The sequence below is a fragment of the Arthrobacter sp. CJL-S3 genome (genome assembly GCF_056711635.1).
Genome location: NZ_CM160046.1, coordinates 1,874,536 through 1,890,569, shown reverse-complemented (window position 1 = coordinate 1,890,569; position 16,034 = coordinate 1,874,536). Strand labels below are relative to the sequence as shown.

The 16,034-nt window shown below is 64.0% G+C and carries 15 protein-coding genes; 7 read left to right on the top strand and 8 right to left on the bottom strand.

Annotated elements, in window-relative coordinates; translation table 11 throughout:
• Nucleotides 1–134: 134 nt before the first annotated feature.
• From AC06G6_RS08495 to AC06G6_RS08465, 7 genes are all read right to left on the bottom strand, one after another.
• Nucleotides 135–1,169 (bottom strand): LLM class flavin-dependent oxidoreductase, encoded by a 1,035-nt coding sequence (locus AC06G6_RS08495; protein ID WP_479828109.1) that lies wholly within the window; start codon nt 1,167–1,169, stop codon nt 135–137.
• Nucleotides 1,166–1,816 (bottom strand): alpha/beta hydrolase, encoded by a 651-nt coding sequence (locus tag AC06G6_RS08490; RefSeq protein ID WP_479828107.1) that lies wholly within the window; start codon nt 1,814–1,816, stop codon nt 1,166–1,168. The genes AC06G6_RS08495 and AC06G6_RS08490 overlap by 4 nt, the downstream gene beginning before the upstream one ends.
• Nucleotides 1,817–2,005: 189 nt before the next feature.
• Nucleotides 2,006–2,803: a dioxygenase family protein gene (locus AC06G6_RS08485; RefSeq protein ID WP_479828105.1), complete on the bottom strand. Its 798-nt coding sequence runs from the start codon at nt 2,801–2,803 to the stop codon at nt 2,006–2,008.
• Between the two features lie 156 nt (nt 2,804–2,959).
• On the bottom strand, nt 2,960–4,003 hold the full coding sequence (locus AC06G6_RS08480) for a Gfo/Idh/MocA family protein (RefSeq protein WP_479828102.1): 1,044 nt from the start codon (nt 4,001–4,003) through the stop codon (nt 2,960–2,962).
• A gap of 130 nt (nt 4,004–4,133) precedes the next feature.
• Nucleotides 4,134–5,495, bottom strand: a complete 1,362-nt coding sequence (locus AC06G6_RS08475; RefSeq protein ID WP_479828100.1) for a phenylacetate--CoA ligase family protein — start codon at nt 5,493–5,495, stop codon at nt 4,134–4,136.
• A gap of 1,042 nt (nt 5,496–6,537) precedes the next feature.
• Nucleotides 6,538–6,936, bottom strand: coding sequence for a RidA family protein (locus AC06G6_RS08470; RefSeq protein WP_479828097.1), 399 nt, complete (start codon nt 6,934–6,936; stop codon nt 6,538–6,540).
• A gap of 97 nt (nt 6,937–7,033) precedes the next feature.
• Entirely contained in the window at nt 7,034–7,768 is a 735-nt protein-coding gene (locus AC06G6_RS08465; protein WP_479828095.1) for an AfsR/SARP family transcriptional regulator, read from the bottom strand.
• 331 nt (nt 7,769–8,099) lie between these two features.
• On the opposite strand from AC06G6_RS08465, the gene AC06G6_RS08460 reads away from it, so the two are divergent.
• The 4 genes from AC06G6_RS08460 to AC06G6_RS08445 all read left to right on the top strand — a co-directional run bounded on the left by AC06G6_RS08460 (nt 8,100) and on the right by AC06G6_RS08445 (nt 12,043).
• Entirely contained in the window at nt 8,100–9,896 is a 1,797-nt protein-coding gene (locus tag AC06G6_RS08460; RefSeq protein ID WP_479828092.1) for an alpha-amylase family glycosyl hydrolase, read from the top strand.
• 349 nt (nt 9,897–10,245) lie between these two features.
• Nucleotides 10,246–11,061, top strand: a complete 816-nt coding sequence (locus AC06G6_RS08455; protein WP_479828090.1) for a hypothetical protein — start codon at nt 10,246–10,248, stop codon at nt 11,059–11,061.
• A gap of 56 nt (nt 11,062–11,117) precedes the next feature.
• Nucleotides 11,118–11,504, top strand: coding sequence for a VOC family protein (locus tag AC06G6_RS08450; protein ID WP_479828089.1), 387 nt, complete (start codon nt 11,118–11,120; stop codon nt 11,502–11,504).
• 83 nt (nt 11,505–11,587) lie between these two features.
• Nucleotides 11,588–12,043, top strand: a complete 456-nt coding sequence (locus tag AC06G6_RS08445) for a nucleoside deaminase (RefSeq protein ID WP_479828086.1) — start codon at nt 11,588–11,590, stop codon at nt 12,041–12,043.
• 40 nt (nt 12,044–12,083) lie between these two features.
• Here AC06G6_RS08445 and AC06G6_RS08440 read toward each other — a convergent pair whose 3' ends face one another.
• On the bottom strand, nt 12,084–12,743 hold the full coding sequence (locus AC06G6_RS08440; protein WP_479828084.1) for a dihydrofolate reductase family protein: 660 nt from the start codon (nt 12,741–12,743) through the stop codon (nt 12,084–12,086).
• A 1,059-nt stretch (nt 12,744–13,802) separates the two neighbouring features.
• Between AC06G6_RS08440 and AC06G6_RS08435 the strand changes: the two genes are divergently transcribed.
• The 3 genes from AC06G6_RS08435 to AC06G6_RS08425 are packed head-to-tail and all read left to right on the top strand — an operon-like array spanning nt 13,803 to nt 15,841.
• Nucleotides 13,803–14,495 (top strand): histidine phosphatase family protein, encoded by a 693-nt coding sequence (locus AC06G6_RS08435; protein ID WP_479828082.1) that lies wholly within the window; start codon nt 13,803–13,805, stop codon nt 14,493–14,495.
• 24 nt (nt 14,496–14,519) lie between these two features.
• Nucleotides 14,520–15,074 carry a DUF3090 domain-containing protein gene (locus AC06G6_RS08430; RefSeq protein WP_479828080.1) on the top strand — a complete coding sequence of 185 codons (555 nt, stop codon included), beginning with the start codon at nt 14,520–14,522 and terminating at the stop codon, nt 15,072–15,074.
• Nucleotides 15,074–15,841, top strand: a complete 768-nt coding sequence (locus tag AC06G6_RS08425) for an SCO1664 family protein (RefSeq protein ID WP_479828077.1) — start codon at nt 15,074–15,076, stop codon at nt 15,839–15,841. The genes AC06G6_RS08430 and AC06G6_RS08425 overlap by 1 nt, the downstream gene beginning before the upstream one ends.
• The last annotated feature ends 193 nt before the right edge of the window (nt 15,842–16,034 follow it).

Below are 16,034 nucleotides of genomic sequence, written 5' to 3'. Positions count from 1 at the left end.
TCGGCCGGACGTCAAGACCTCCGCAGCGGGGTTCGCGATCGACGCTCAGGGACTCAACGAGGCCTGGCCAGCGGAAACATCACAGCGGCGGGGCCGACAGACTTTATCGATGTCCGGAAGTCGCGGACGCGTTCTTATTGCTTCAGCGCCGCCCGGACAGCAGGCAGCACCTCGGTCGCCAGCATCACGATGGAGCGCAGAGTGTCCGCCTGCGACAGACCGCCCAGACCGACCTGGGCGAGGAAGCGGGTATGGCCTAGGATCTCGTGCTCCCAAAGGATCTTGTCGACGATCTCGGCCGGGCTGCCAGCGAAAAGCGCACCGCGCGGGGCCGCCCAGGCCTCGAAGCTTGCGCGATCGAGCCGCCCGGCGCGGGGCATGTTCTGCTGGATGTATGAAGAGTAGTGCGGGAAGAACGTGTCCTTCGCTCCCTGGGAGGTCTCCTCGACGTAAAAATGCGAGGTCACGCCGATCCGCCCCGGCATATGGCCAGCCTGTGCCGCCGAGCGTCGATATAGTTCGGCCAAAGGTCCGAACCCCTCCGGTCGCCCGAGGATCGCCAGGTACAACGGCAACCCAAGCCTTCCGGCACGCACTGCCGAGGCGGGCGTCCCGCCGACCGCAGCCCAGATCGGCAAGACGGCCTGGGCCGGGCGTGGCCAGATTCCCGCATCCGTCAGCGAGGGGCGGGTGGTTCCCTTCCAGGTGACGGGGTTTTCGTCGCGGATCCGCAGCAGCAGCTCGAGCCGGTCCTCGAAGTATTCGTCGTACCGCTCCAGGGGCTGGCCGAAGAGCGGGAAGGACTCCAGGTAGGCACCGCGTCCAGCGGTGATTTCGGCGCGTCCGGCGCTGATGAGATCCAGCGCTGCGAAGTCCTCGAAGACGCGGACCGGATCGGCGCTCGAAAGGACCGTGACGGTGCTGGTCAGGCGGATTCTCTGGGTCTGCGCGGCCGCTGCGGCCAGCAGGACCGGGGGCGAGGACACCGCGAAGTCCTCCCGGTGGTGCTCGCCGACGCCAAAGACGTCCAGCCCCGCCTCGTCGGCGACCCTCGCCCATTCAAGGATGTCGCGGATTCGCGCACCTGCATCCATCGGCTTCCCCTCAGGGTTGCGGGTGAGCTCGCCAAAGGTGAAAATGCCGATCTCGAAGGGGACGGTGGCGCTCATGCGCGTGGCACCGCCTGAGAACCGACGCCACTGGCGAGGAAGTCGCGAACGTCGTCGAGCATGGGTGAGTTGATGCCGTGTGCCAGTCCTGGATACACCCGCTCAATCAGCGTCGTGTGCTGTGGGAGGTACTCGCTGCTGCGGCGAATCGCCGCGGGGGCGATGACGCGGTCGTCCGAGCCTCGGCCCCAGAACAGGGTTGGTCGGCTGCCGCGCAGTGTCTCGTCGCCCGGCTGCGGTGCGCCCAGCACAAATCCGCCCAGCACTACGGGGGCCAGCACCCGTTCGGGCCGCGCCCGCAGCAGCTGGCTGGCCATGAGCCCTCCCTGCGAGAACCCGATGGGCACGATGCGCGTGCCGGGGTCCACGTTTGCCTCGACCCAGGCCCAGATGGCGTCGGTTGCTTTCTCCACAGGCCCGGCCGCTGGGTTTCCGGGCGTGGTGATCGAGAACCATGCCGCACCGCCGTTGCCGAGCTCAATCGGTGCCCGCAGGGAAGCCCAAGGCAGGTTCAACCCAAGCGCGGGGCCCAGCGAGCCCAAGTCGTGCTCGTTGGAGCCGAAGCCATGCAGTAAGAGTGCGACCGCATCGGGAACCGCATCGGCGGTCCAGTTTTGCGAGCGCACGTCGCGCAGTGTGGTGTTCATTCGAAGACTTAGCTCCTTGGGTCAAAGGGAATCCGGGATCCGGCGCGCGGCTCGTGGACCGCGGAGACCTGAGATCGGAGGATGGCAGGGAACGAACAGCCGTCCGGCCACAGGCACGGCAGCGGGCAGTTCTCCGGGTTCAACGATGGTCGCCTCGACGGCGGGAACGGCGAGCGGTGTCAGAGCGGCTTAGGTCAGGGTCCAGGAGCGCTTTGACAGGCCGAACCAGAACCCGTCGATCGCGGTTTTGGCCTGCAGGTCGCCGGACTCGTAGGCTGCCCCGAGCGCGACATACAGCGGGGCCCAGTGTTCGCTGCGAGGGTGCGCCTCCCGGGCTGCCGGGGCCTTGTGGAGGAAGTCCAGGATGGAGTCGACGTCGCCGCGCGCCATCGCTTCCTCGGCCCACTGATCGAATTCCCGGGAGACCGACGGCGGTGTGCTGTCGGGCCCGCCGGCGGGGTTGAACCAGCGCAGATTGTGTGTGGTAAACCCGGAACCGACGATCAGCGTGCCGCGGTCACGCAGCGGCGCCAGCGACTTGCCCAGGTCGAACAGGCCCTGCGGATCAAGGGTGGGCATGGACATTTGCACCACCGGTACATCCGCGTCCGGGAACATTTCCTTGAGCGGAACGTAGGCGCCGTGGTCCAAGCCGCGGCCCTCGTCGCGTTCGACATGGTGGCCATGGCCCGCCACGAGCTTCTCCACCTCAATGGCCAGCCCGGGGGCCTGCGGGGCGTCATAGGTGACGTCGTAGTACTTCTGGGCGAAGCCGCCGAAATCATAGACCAGTCCCGGGTTACGCCGGGTGGCGCTGAGCGTGACGGGGGCGTTTTCCCAGTGGGCGGACACCATAAGGATGTCCTTGGGCTTGTCAAAAGTGCCGGACCAATCCTTGAGTTCGCGGGTCCACGTGGCATCGTCAGCCAGCGGCGGGGCACCATGGCTGAGGAAGAGAACTGGCGGGCGGTCGAGGGTCGTTGTCATGCAATCAGCCTACCCTGGTTTACTTGAAGGTTCAAGCTTATCTGGCAGCCGATCGAACCCACCGTCCGCCGCCAAACAAAACCGGGCCAGCAACAGGGCCCGGCACCCCTAAGAGCGCAGGGCTCTGATGCTTGCAGCGGCCTCTGGCCCCCGACTTCATGGCTTCCGTGGCCGTTCGCCCGGGAACTCGATTCCGAGCTGGTTCCGGATGGCATCGGCTACGGCCATGGTCCGGATGGATTCGGCGAGCGGCCGCTGCGGGACTTCCAGTTGCCCTGCCGCGACGGCCCGGGCGACAGCGGCAGCCTCATAGTGCAGGCCGTCCACTTGCGTTCCGACCGGCTCCTCATAGGCCAGCCGGGTGCCGTCCGGGAAGCGGATGGTGAAGCCGCCAGGCATGTTGAACGGCCCGTGAATGGTCAGGGAGGCCTTCGTGCCCACGATGGTGGCCGAGGTCGGCGTGAAATTGTGCAATTGGGTGTTCATTATGGCCTGGCGTCCGCCGGTAAAGGACATAACAGCGGAAAGCTGGGCGTTGACTCCGGATTCATGCGGTTCGCCGAGGGCCACGAGGCGGTCCGGTTCGCCGAGGACGGACGTGATGAGCGAGAGCGGATAGGTCCCGAGGTCCAGCAGCGGGCCGCCTGCCAGGGCCGGGTCGAAGATCCGGTGGCTGCGGTCGAAATACTCGCCGTATTCAGCGAAGACCGTGGTGAGGTCACCGAGCATTGCGGAGTCGAGCACCTGACGGATGACGTCGAACTTGGGCAGGAAGAACGTCCACATGGCTTCGGCAGCGAACAGGCCGGCCCCGGCTGCCCGGCTCGCGATGCCTGCCGCCTGTTCGCGATTGATGCCGATCGGCTTTTCAACCAGGACATGCTTGCCGGCGTCGAGCGCCATGAGCGCAGCTTCGTAGTGGAAATTGTGCGGCGTGGCCACGTAGATCACGTCCACGTCGGAGGCCGCCAGCTCCTGGTAGCTGCCATAGGCCGCAGGGACGCCGTATCGACCGGCAAACGCCTCGGATCGGTCCAGCGAGCGGGATCCGATCGCGGCGATCACCTGCGAGGTGTGCGCCTGCACGGATTCCGTGAAGCGTTCCGCAATCCATCCGGGACCCATGATCCCCCAGCGGAGCGCGGGTGCATCGCGGGATTCTGGAACCCGGGACTCAGGGAGCGAGCGGTTGCCGGTCAAATTCGTCCGCCTTAAGTCGATATCGCTTCTCAGGGAAGGCCCAGGCCCGCCACATTTTGTCCTGACATAATAACAAAACCCCTTCGCTCTGGACCAGACGGGCAGGGTTGCGTTCAGGAGGAAAGCCTTGTCACCGCCGGCCCGGCAGCCCCCGCACGAAGGGTGCTTTCCCCAAAGCCGTCCGTTCAACGCGTTCAACAACATGCACCTCCACGTGGGTGTCCACTACACCGGCGTCCTCGAGCGCGGCGGCTACGGCACTCCGCACCCCCTCGGTGGAGGCTCCGGGCGCGAGGCCCGCCACGAGGACCCGCAGCCCGTACGTCTCCTGGATGACCTGCCACCCCGCAGCCGCGGCTTGGTCGAGAATGTGGTGGAACACGATCGGGTGGACATTTGCCGCGCCTGCCTTCCCCGGCAGCTGCAGGACGTCTTCGATGCGCCCTTCGATGTCCTCCAGCATCGTGAAGGCCCGCCCGCAGGGGCAGCCCCGTCCTCCCAGACTCACGGTGTCGGACATTTCGTAACGGATCAGTGGAAGCGTTCGGGAGAACAGGACTGTGACGAGGAGCTTTGCCCCGGTTGTCCCCGGGGGCACGGGGTTTCCGTTCTGGTCGACGGGTTCGATGATCAGCAGGTCCTCGTAAACGTGGCGGTTCCGGTAGGCGCAGGGGGAGGCTATTCCGGCAGTTTCGGTGGCGGCGTAGACATCGAAGGGCGCACTTCCCCAGGCGGCCTCCAGCTCGGCGGCGGTGTGCGGGGTGAGAACTTCGGAGGCGGACATCACGCCCTGGGGTGAAATGTGCAGCCGTCCAGCGCGCTGCTCAGCCGCGAGGGGTTTCAATGCCGAGGCGTAGCCGACAAGGATCCTGGGCTGGAACCGATTCAGCGCCGCGACCGTCTCCTCCATCGGTGCGGTCACGTCCAGGCGGAGGGCGGGGACAACCCCGGAGCGCAGGGACGCACCGACGACGGCGGACTGGTGGGTGGGGACGCGGGAACTCACCAAGGCCATCTTCAGCGGCCGGGTCAGCCCGGCGGAGATCCCGGCCCAGTCGTTGGCGCGGGCGTAGGAGGCCAGGACGGTCGCCCATTCGGAACGGTCCCAGATGAAGGTTCCGCGCCGGCCGGTGGTTCCGGCCGTTGCCGCAGCCCACCACCGGCCCTTCCACGGCACCCCCGGGTCTCCCCCGCTCTGCGTCAGGGACAGAAGGTGGTTCTCCAGATCCGCCAGCCTCAGCTCCGGTGTGGTGACGGCCTCGTCGAAGTGCTCCATCAGGTCCGCTTTCGTCACGGACGGCAGCCGGTCCAGGGGCGCATCGTGAAGGCCGGCGTGATGGCGCCGGTAGAACTCCGAGCCCGCGTAGGTTTCCCGGCGCAGCTCGCGGAGGGCGCGGGCCTGATGGGCGGCGATCCGGGGCGCGTCCCAGTGGTCCCGTCGCCGCCACGCGGCGCGCAGGAACAGCACGCGGGAGATGAGGCGGAGATCCATGGCCGGGTTGTCTAGCGGTTTCCGGCCGGGGCCAGCGGCCGGAAATCACGCGTGGTGGTGGCCCCGCGTGTCTCCGGCCAGGGCAGCCTGAGCCTCTGGAGCAGCAGGCCCGTCCGTTCTCTTCGGACTCCTGTTGCAGCGCCAGTCAATTGCAGTCGTCGTGCATTGGCCATCCGGAGAACCCTCGATGGTGGACACCCGGGTTGTGCTCGCCGCTGAAGTGGTCGTTGCATGCGACCACGTGTTGCCCGAACTCGCGACCTGGCCCCGGACCCGGCTCTGCAGCAGCGGGTAGGGCCGACCCGATCACGCCGAACGACGCAACCAGCAGGCCCGCCGCGAGCTTTCGTCCTAGCTTCTCCATGGAGGCTCCCTCGATCTCACTCACGATGGCCCTCCCGTTTGCCGTGAGGGCTGGCGCAACCGCCATCGGTGGCGCCTGTCCGAATTCCATCTGGAAACGACCCCGGGGCGCAAGAGGCATTGTCCCGTCGAACTCTTCTCTGCGCTAAGCAGTCTCGTAAACGAAGAGTTTCGAGCTGCGGCCAGGGTATTAGCGCAGCAATCGTCGACGGCCGCTTTTTTGATGTAGAACGGTCCTGATCTGACGCGCCCTGCACGGTGGCAAGGTCCATGCCGCGGGTTTTTCGCAGAAAACCCCGCTGGCCTCGATGGGCGAACGGGGTTTTTCTGCGTCTTCCCTCTCCGCCTTTTTCTAGAAAGAGAGTGATACTAAGCAATCTTACCATGGCAGTGCGTTGTCCGTACTGATGCTTGCAAGAACGTGGCAGACGGCTCCCCAGCGGACGGTCATCATGAAGGGTGTCGCGAGATCAAGAATCGGGCTGTGTGCGGCACCGTTGTTCGATGAGATCGAGCGTGATGGCGGGCAATCCCCGACCTCACCCTTGTTCGCAGGAGAGCTTCCTGTCAGTTGAACGCCCGCGGCACGGCTGGAAAGGTCGAAACCCGCCACCACCGAAATTTCGTCGGGAAGAGGAACATCTGCATCCCACAATCGGCCGGGCGCCATTTGAGCCTGCTATTCGGGCAGCACGACGGTGGTCTCGATTTCGATCAGCAAGCCGTCCAGTGCGAGGCCGGTGACGCCGACAATCGTCTGGGCCGGATGGTCCGAAGAACCCTGCACCTCCTCGATAGCGGCCGTGATCGTTTCATATTGAGTGGGCTGCAGGGTGTAAATGGTGCGTCGGTACACGTCTTCCCAGGAAGCTCCGATGGCATCGAGTGCGGTCTTGATGTTTCGCATCGCTGCCTTAGTCTGCTCTGCGAGATCGTCCCCGCCGACTATGGCGAAGTTGGAGTCGAGCGCGACCTGCCCGGAGAGGAAGGCGAGCCCGGCCCCGGGCGCGGTGACGACGTGCGTAAATCCGGGTGCGGCATGAAGGGCGGGTGGGTTCAACAACTTACGGCTTGACATTGGAATCCCTGCTTTCTGTTGGGGAGGGCCAGGCACAATCTGGCGATCACTTTTGTTGGAGGCTGGCCTGATGGGCCAAGGGGGCACGCATTAGCGGTTATCTCTCATTATGTTTGCGGCCGGATTGTGACGAAATGTCCGCAACGAGATGCCGAATGGCCTCCGATGGCACAAGGCCCACGTCCTCCTTCAATTTCGCTTTATACCTTTCGAACGCCCAAAGCGCGGCAGCAATGTTGCCCTGCCGTTTTTCAGCCTGAATGAGAATCCCAACGGCGCTTTCATAGAGCGGTTCGATTTCCAGCGCTGCCTCCGAGGCCTCCAAGGCCGATTCATAGTCACAGCGCGCCAGCGACTCGCGAGCAATGATCTGGAACGCGTGTAGCCGGTCCTGCCGCAACCTGCTCTGTTCGAAGAGCACCCAGTCGTCGTACCAACCCGGGAGCAATTCCGCGTCCCGCAACTGGTGCAGACACGAGGCCACGTTTCCGTTGAGTCCAGCCCGTTTCAGCTCCCGGATCTGGGCCCGGACCCTGTGCAGGTCGACGTCGACCAGTTCGCTCAGGGACAGCACCTTGCCGCCGTTGATGAGCAGGCCAGGGACCTGCCGCGAGACGAGATGCATGCTGACGCGCAGGCTTTCGAGCGCTCTGGTCTCGCGACACTCAGGCCACAACAGGCCGACGAGAAAACCTCGGGGACGGGGACCGTTAATGGCCAGAGCAGCAATCAGCCGTTGCTGCCGGGCTGCAACGCGCACGACCTCCGCCTCCCGACGAAGTTGCCACGATTGAAGCAGGCTCAACGTAAAACCATAGCCGTCATTGCCCATGGGCACCCCCAAAATCCGGCGTGGGCCTGAAGAGCTGGAAACCTGTGTAGCAACGACCTTTCCGCAGTTCAGAGAGTGATGTCAATGGCCCGCCTGAACTTCCCGCCCGGAACCACAGCTAGACCCGTATCACGTCGATTCGGGCGTACATCTGTAACGCTCGTGTAACGGACGGGTGCTTCGCTACTCATGTCAGCGACGTGGCATATCTGCCCGGGGCCACCGCGGAACGGACAAGCACAATTCCCGCAGGAACCCGAGTCGCCCTAATGCGTGTGGAAGGCGACCGATGCTGGGTTGTAGTCCATCAGCTCAATCGCAAGGAATGATCATGACAGCATCTGTTTTCGGTCCCGAAGTCGACGAGATCTTCCTCCGGTCACGTGCAACGGAGCAGCGAAACATCGACGTCGCGGGCGAGACGCGGACCATCCCGGTGCCGTTCCCGTCACCGCAGGACTGGCGGGACGTCTGGATCTACCAACTAGTGACTGATCGCTTCAACAATCCTCTGGCGCAGCCGCACCGGCACTGGGACGACACCACAGAGGATTTCCAGGGCGGCACACTGAACGGTGTACGTGCAAAGCTGGATTACCTGCAAGATCTCGGGGTGGGGGCCATCTGGCTATCACCGGTCCAGATGAACTGCCTCTACCGGCCTTCGTATCATGGCTACGGGATTCAGAATTTTCTTGAGTTCGATCCGCGCCTGGCCTCCGACCCCACAGCAGCCCTAAATGACCCCAGCCTCGTAGAAAGCGAGCTGACCGACTTGGTGGATGCCGCCCATGCCCGCGGTTTGTACGTCATCTTCGATGTCGTCCTGAATCACGTCGGCGATGTTTTCGAATATGCCACTAACGGCGGCGGCGCGTCGGAGGCGCCCTTCCGTGAGAATCCTTACGCGGTCCGTTGGCGTGACAGTAGCGGGCACGGTCGGACTGACTGGGCGGATGCGGCCGGAGTCACAGGAGCCTCGGCCAGCGAACTGGTGTGGCCGCGCGAACTGCAGGACAACGGTTTCTTTCGTCGACAGGGTAAAGGGATCGGGGATGGGGCCGGGGATTTCGCCTCACTGAAGGAGCTGGCCACCGAGCGCTCGGAGTATCTGCGCAACGTCCTCATCAGGGCTCATCAGTACCTGGTCGCCAAGTTCGACGCGGACGGGTTCCGGATCGACACACTCAAGTTCATCGAACCGGAATTCGCGCGGGTGTTCGGCAACGCCATGAGGGAATATGCGCTGAGCATCGGCAAAAAGAACTTCTTTACATTTGGCGAGGTTTACGACGACGAGGAAAAAATCGCCTCCTATATCGGCCGTAATACGATTACGGACTCCTCTGACCTCATCGGAGTCGACGCCGCGCTTGACTTCCCGCTGTTTTATGAATTGCCTTGGGTGGCCAAAGGCCTGCGCCCGCCGTCAGCGCTGGCAGGGCTGTATGACCACCGCAAGAATGTCCAACGCGGAATCCTGAGTTCCCATGGTGATGCCGGCAGGTTCTTCGTGACCTTCCTGGACAACCACGACCAGCACCAGCGGCTATATTTCACCGATCCCGCAGATCCGCACAAATTCGACGATCAACTGACTCTGGCAGTCGGATGCCTGTTCGCGCTGCAGGGCATTCCCTGCCTCTACTACGGGACCGAGCAAGGGCTAAACGGCGGCGGAAACGTACTGGAAGCCGTGCGCGAGGCCCTCTGGGGAAAACCTGGGGCCTTTGATACGGGCCACGCCTTCTACCGTGCCATCCGGCAACTGTCCGAAATCCGTCGGCAGGTGCCTGCACTGCGGTATGGGCGGCAGTATTTCCGGCCGGTGTCAGGCAACGGCACGGATTTCGGCATCTCCCAGTACTCCGGCGGCGTCGTGTCCTTCTCGCGGATCCTCAATGATACGGAGATTGTGGTGGCCGCAAACACCAGCACCGCGTCCGACTGGAGTGGCCGGGTCCTTGTCGACAGCATCCTGAACCCAGCGGGCAGCACCTTCTCCGACCTCTTCACGAATAAGGCCACTTCGGGGACGCCGGGACAGGTGAGCACAGTTAACGGCTTGGCATCAGTAGCTGTGCAACTACGCCCACTAGAGATCCGGATGCTGGGACGCTCATTTTAATACTTCCGCCGAGCCCTTCGCCTCATTAGCCGCCTTGACCCGGAAAATCGCGGTATCCCCGCATACCCGTCCAAAATGCCGCGATGTTCCGAAAAAACAACCCTTCGAGTACTGCGCAGTTCGAGAAGTTCAGGCCGGCCAGCCATTGATCATAGAATCGTCGGGCCCCCGTGTCCTCGCCATCGACGTTAATGTCGTGAACGTGCCGCCCCGATTACGGCATCATCAGTTGTCACGGGTTCATCATGCTGCGCAAGTGAGCCTCAGTCCATCCTGAGGCCCCAAAGCATAAACAGCCACCGACGATCCCCGACGAACTCCCGCCGCGTCGCGATAAACTGGACCGATCATGAACGGTGCCCCGCTCCGTCCTCTGGCCTGGTTCGTCATCCTGGCGACCCTGCTCTCGGCCTGCTCGCCGGCGATCAGACTCGATGAGGCCACCACCGTTCCACCGGCCCAGACCTCCTCGGCCCCGCCGGCCGCACGCGATGAGGTCCCCGCTCCTCACCGGCCCCCGTCCCCCACCCCGACGCCGGTTTCCACGCCGCCCCCGGCGCCCCAGGCGTTTGCGCTGAACATTTACCAGGAGGGGGACTTCGTGCGGCAGTACACCTTTGACTGGTGTGTGGCGGCGAGCATCCAGATGATGCACAACCTCATCGACGACACCGGGGCCGGCACGTGGGCCGATCGCGTTCAGCAAGGCGAGCTGTGGGAGATGGCCCGGGCACGGTCGTCCAACTCGTTCAACGGTGCCAACCCCTTGGGTTGGGCGCAGGTGCTGAACGAGCTCGGGATGGGGCCGTACGCCGTTGTGAGCGTCGCTGATTATGAGGAAGCGCTGCAGACCGCGGCGAGGGCCATTGCCGACACGGATCGGCCGGTCGGGCTGGTCATGTGGCGCGGCCGCCACGTATGGGTGATGAGCGGCTTCGAGTCACTCGGCGATCCCGACCAGTTCCCGGAGTTCCCGGTCACCGGCATCCGTGTCCAGGATCCGCTCTACCCTTACGGCGACGACCGGTGGGGACCGTCCCCCGCGCCCAACGCCCTGCTCACCCCCGAACAGTTGGCGACGCAGTTCGTCGTCCGCGAGCCGCGACGCTGGAGCAGCGAGCTGCCGACCGGCTACATGCTGGTGCTGCCGATCGCCAACTCCTGATACCGCAGGAGCGCTGGACGTAGATTGTCGCAGACAAGACAGCCGAGGAGGCCACCTTGACGGTCAGTTTCAACCACACCATCGTCTATGCCACAGACAAGCGCCATTCGGCGGAGTTCCTGGCCAACGTGCTCGGACTGCCGAGACCCCAGGCCATGTGGTCATTCATGACCGTGTCCCTCGACCACGGAGTGGCCCTCGATTTCGCCACGGCAGACCGGCCCATCTCACCGCAGCACTACGCCTTCCTGGTCAGCGAGGAGGACTTTGACGGAATTCACGCAAGGATTCGGGCCCAGGGCATCCCCTACTGGGCAGACCCGGGACGGTCCCGCCCGCAGCAGATCAACCACAACGACGGCGGACGTGGCATCTACTTCGCGGATCCTGATGGGCATTTCCTCGAAGCGATCACTCGTCCGTACGGATCGGGTGCTGCATGAAGTCCTGGGTACGCTGACGGCCGCCCTGGCAGCTCGCCCTATCCACCAACTATTCTTCGACGCGCGGGATTTAGACTGCACCCATGTCCGAAACTGAACGAACCATCACAGACCCGGTCTTCGAGGCTGCCTACGAGGCCGCACAAAAGAGCCTTCGAGAGGGCGGTATTCCGATCGGTGCTGCCTTGGCCCGCGGCGGCGTCGTCATTGCCAGCGGCCACAACCGGCGTGTCCAGCACGGCGATCCAATCGCCCACGGCGAGATGTCTGCCCTGCGTGCTGCCGGACGCCAGAAGAGCTACCGGGACACAACCCTCTACACCACATTGGCGCCGTGTGCGATGTGTACCGGGACCATCATCCAATTCAAGATTCCGCGCGTGGTGGTGGGAGAGGCCGAGACATTCCCCGGCGAATTCGAACTTCTCCGCTCACGCGGCGTAGAAGTGGTGGTGTTGAATGATGCCCGATGCGTCGAGATGATGCGCACATTCCAGGACGAACACGCCGAACTATGGGCGGAGGACATCGCCGAGTAGTCTCAGTTGACCGAGGGCGAGGACCCGCCCCCATGCCGGCCTACCGGGCGGCGGGACGGGTGAAGATCAGATGGAGAACTCCGGCTGGAGAAGGGGTCGCTTCGATTTCGAAGCGTTGTTCGAGTCCTTCGAGTCCATCCCAGAGCCGCTCGCCCCGGCCCAGGACGATCGGCACCTGGACGATGTGCATGTGGTCGATCAGGTCGGCCTCGAGGAACTGTCGAACCGTGCTGACGCCGCCACCGATCCGGACATCGAGGTCACCGGCCAGGGCGCGGGCCTGCTTGAGCGCGAAGATGGGGTCGGCGTCCACGAAATGGAAGGTTGTTCCGCCTTCCATCTCAAGGACCGGCCTGGGATGGTGTGTAAGAACAACGACAGGGGTTTGGAAGACAGGGTTATCGCCCCACCATCCCTTCCATTCATCGTCCTCCCAGGGACCGCGTTGGGGGCCGAACTTGTTGCGCCCCATGATCTCCACGCCGATCCCGGGGCCCCACTGGCTGGCGAACGCCTCGTCGACGCCGAAGGATCCCTCCGACTCCCCGTGGAGGCCCATCTCGCGGAATGTGCGCGTCTCGAAAGCCCACTCCACCAGCCGTGAGCCTGCGTGACCGAACGGGGCATCTAGTTGCTGGCCCTCGCCGGTGCCAAAGCCGTCGAGGGAGACCGAGAAGTTATGCACGCGGACGAGGGACATGTCATCTCCTGGAGTGCTTGTCGTTCGCAATCACTTTATGGTGATCGAACCCAACGACTCAAGGTCTGCTGGCCAAGTCAGAGTAGGGTACGGCCGGCCTCCTGGATCCTCGCCGGCGGAATGCACCTCGTGGCATTCACCGTGGCCGGCGCTCGGCAACCCTCGCTGCCGCACGGGCGAGACTCCCCGAACGCTTCACCACCACCAGGGACCCAGAATCCTCGCGCTCCCCCGACCGCGTGGATCAACTAATCCAAGGACATCCCGAACATTCAGCCGCCTAACTCCCGTTGGTACCGTTCAGCTATAAAATTCCGTGGCCGCGATGAGTTCAAAGGGACCGACCATGAACTTGCGCCCCTTTCTTCCAAGGCCACGTGTGTGCCTGGACTGAATGGCTATGCGCAGGCTGGATGGGGCTACCTAATTGTCCTCGATGCTGCAGCTCCACTGTCACATGCTCGAGGAGGTCCCTCGCGGACTCAGGCAAGTCGTCCGTCAATCTATTTCCAGCGGCGCTCTCGGCGTGCAGCAGGATCTGACGGATGCGTCTAAGTTCCCGCGAAGGAACAAGCGGCCAACGGCCAAACACGTGACGCGCAGCCCGTACCTCGCCTTCAGCTGAAGGGACGGAGGCGATTGAATTGAGGTGTGGGATCGGGTGCTCTGAGGAGAGTGCCATGCCGGAGCCTTCCGGAGTGATCGGGGAGCCGGCTGCTTGGCTAAATCCAGCATAGCTGGTGCGAGATAGGCCAGATCAACGACGAAAAGTCCGATGCGGGTGCTTGACATACCTGCGTACAGCTACCGCGGGCTAGAATCCGCGCGAGAGCGAGCAAGTGACGAAACGGCCATGGGTCTTGATGGCGACATTTTTCGGGTCTTCCACCGTGGCGGTTGTTGACCGCGGCTGCGGCGAGGCCGGCTCTGGTGCGTTCTGGGCGGCTTTTATCGCGTCGGTGTGCTTGAAGGGCTCCGCTAGTGCTTTATCTGCCTCCAGTTCGACGCGCGGCCCGGCACGGTTCACGTCGCGGTCGAGGGGGTGGCTAGGCTGGGTGGATGGCGACAGTGATTCTCGTGCGGCACGGCCGCACCACAGCAAATGCCACTGGACTGCTGGCCGGTCGGGCCGTCGGCGTCAGCCTGGACCAGATCGGGCGCGACCAGGCGTCTCTGACTGGAGAACGGCTCGCGGCCGTGCCCGTAGTCGGGGTGGTGTCGAGCCCTCTTGAGCGTTGTCAGCAGACCGCCCAGCTCATCCTCGACCGCCAGGCTGGCACGCCGTACGCGCCTGTCGATCTCGATCTCACCGAGTGCGATTACGGCCAGTGGCAGGGCCGCGCGCTCAGTGATCTCGCGACCGAGGATTTATGGCCGGTTGTGCAGTCGCAACCATCCGCCGTCGTCTTTCCCGGCGGTGAATCCATGGCCGCGATGCAGGCTCGGTCGGTGGCAGCGATTCGACGCCACGATGCAGCCTTCGAAGCCGAGCACGGGCCAGGGGCCGTGTGGGTGGCGGTGAGTCACGGTGACATCATCAAGTCAATCCTCGCCGACGCGCTCGGCATGCACCTTGACCTGTTCCAGCGAATCAACGTGGGCCCCGCCTCCGTATCAATCGTGCGCTACGGCGCTAGTCGGCCGAGCGTCTACGCGACCAACACCGACGCCGGTGATCTGTCGTGGCTGTCAAACGGCATCCACTCTGGCGACGCGCCGGTGGGCGGCGGCGCAGGGCAAAAGGCTCCATGAACCTCATGTGCCTAAAATACTGACATGCCTACACGTGTTCATGAGTTTGCCTGGCCAGATCGCGTCGTCGTTGGCACCATTGGCCTTCCGGGAGCGCGCACGTTCTACCTTCAGGTGCGCGCAGGGGCACAGATCGTCAGTATTGCCCTGGAGAAGCAGCAGTCGGCCCTGCTCGCGGAGAAGATCGACGAAATTCTCGACCAGCTCATCACCGTCGAGGGCAACCCCTTCAGCGTTCCCACGAATACTCCCATTGAACTTGTCGACAATGACCAGCTCGAGTCCGTTCAGGAGCAGTTTCGCACCGGCGCCATGAGCTTAGGTTGGGACCCAACCACGGCCCAGGTCGTAATAGAGGCCCACCCCATCACCGATGTCGATGCTGATGACATCGACGAATCGCTTAATGAGGACGGCGACAACGAGTCCGAAATGCTCTTGGTGCGAATGCCGGTCGGCACCGCCCGCGCATTCGCCAAGCGCACCCGTGAGATCGTGGGCGCCGGGCGTCCGACGTGCTCGCTCTGCGGTTACCCCATAGACGCCGGCGGGCATATCTGCACCCTTCCCGAGGTCTGATGCCAGCGCCGGACCTAGTGACCGCCGAGCTGACGCTCACCGGCCGCATCACGACGGCTTCAAACGCCACGTTTCTGGGCAGCATCGGAGACGTGGCGGTCGTCTATAAGCCGATAGCAGGCGAAAGTCCGCTGTGGGACTTTCCCCACGGCACCCTAGCTCACCGGGAGGTGGCCGCCTACCTGGTCTCGCAGGTCTTCGGCTGGGACGTCGCGCCGCAGACCTGGCTGCGCGATGGTCCGCTGGGCGAAGGAATGGTGCAGCTCTGGCAGGAGCAAGACCCCGCCCAAAGCGCCGTAAAACTGGTCGCAACGGAGCACGTGCCGGAGACGGGCTGGAAACACGTTCTCAAGGGACGAGATGAAAACGGACGGATGGTCGCCCTCGTTCACGAAGACTCGCCGGCGCTCAGACGCATGGCGGTGTTCGACGCGGTCGTCAACAACGCCGACCGCAAAGGCGACCACGTTCTTGCCATGATGGACGGACACCGGCACGGCGTGGACCATGGGCTCACCTTTCACCGTGACCACAAGCTGCGCACGGTGCTGTGGGGATGGCTGGGTGACGCTCTGACCGCCGAGGAACGCGACGGCATCGACCGTGTCAGCGAAGGACTGCACGGTGGGCTGGGCCGAAACCTGGCGGACTTGCTCAGCGCCGAAGAAATCGCATCGCTCGCTGCGCGCTGCGCCCGGTTGCGCTTGGCAGGGCGATTTCCGGCGCCGAGCGGTGAGATGTCGGCGGTGCCCTGGCCGCTGTTCTAGGGGAATTGCGGCTACGGTCTTCGCAGAATTTGCCGGGGCCGCGGGTGCCCGTTGCCGGGACCCCTACCGGCAACGGGCACCCGCGAGACACAGCGAAACATTATCGGACCCCCGCCCGCACAGACTGTCCCGTTAGCCGTTCCCCACCGGCCGGCCGGCCACCTTCAAGCCCCCTTCGAGGATGCGTATGCGT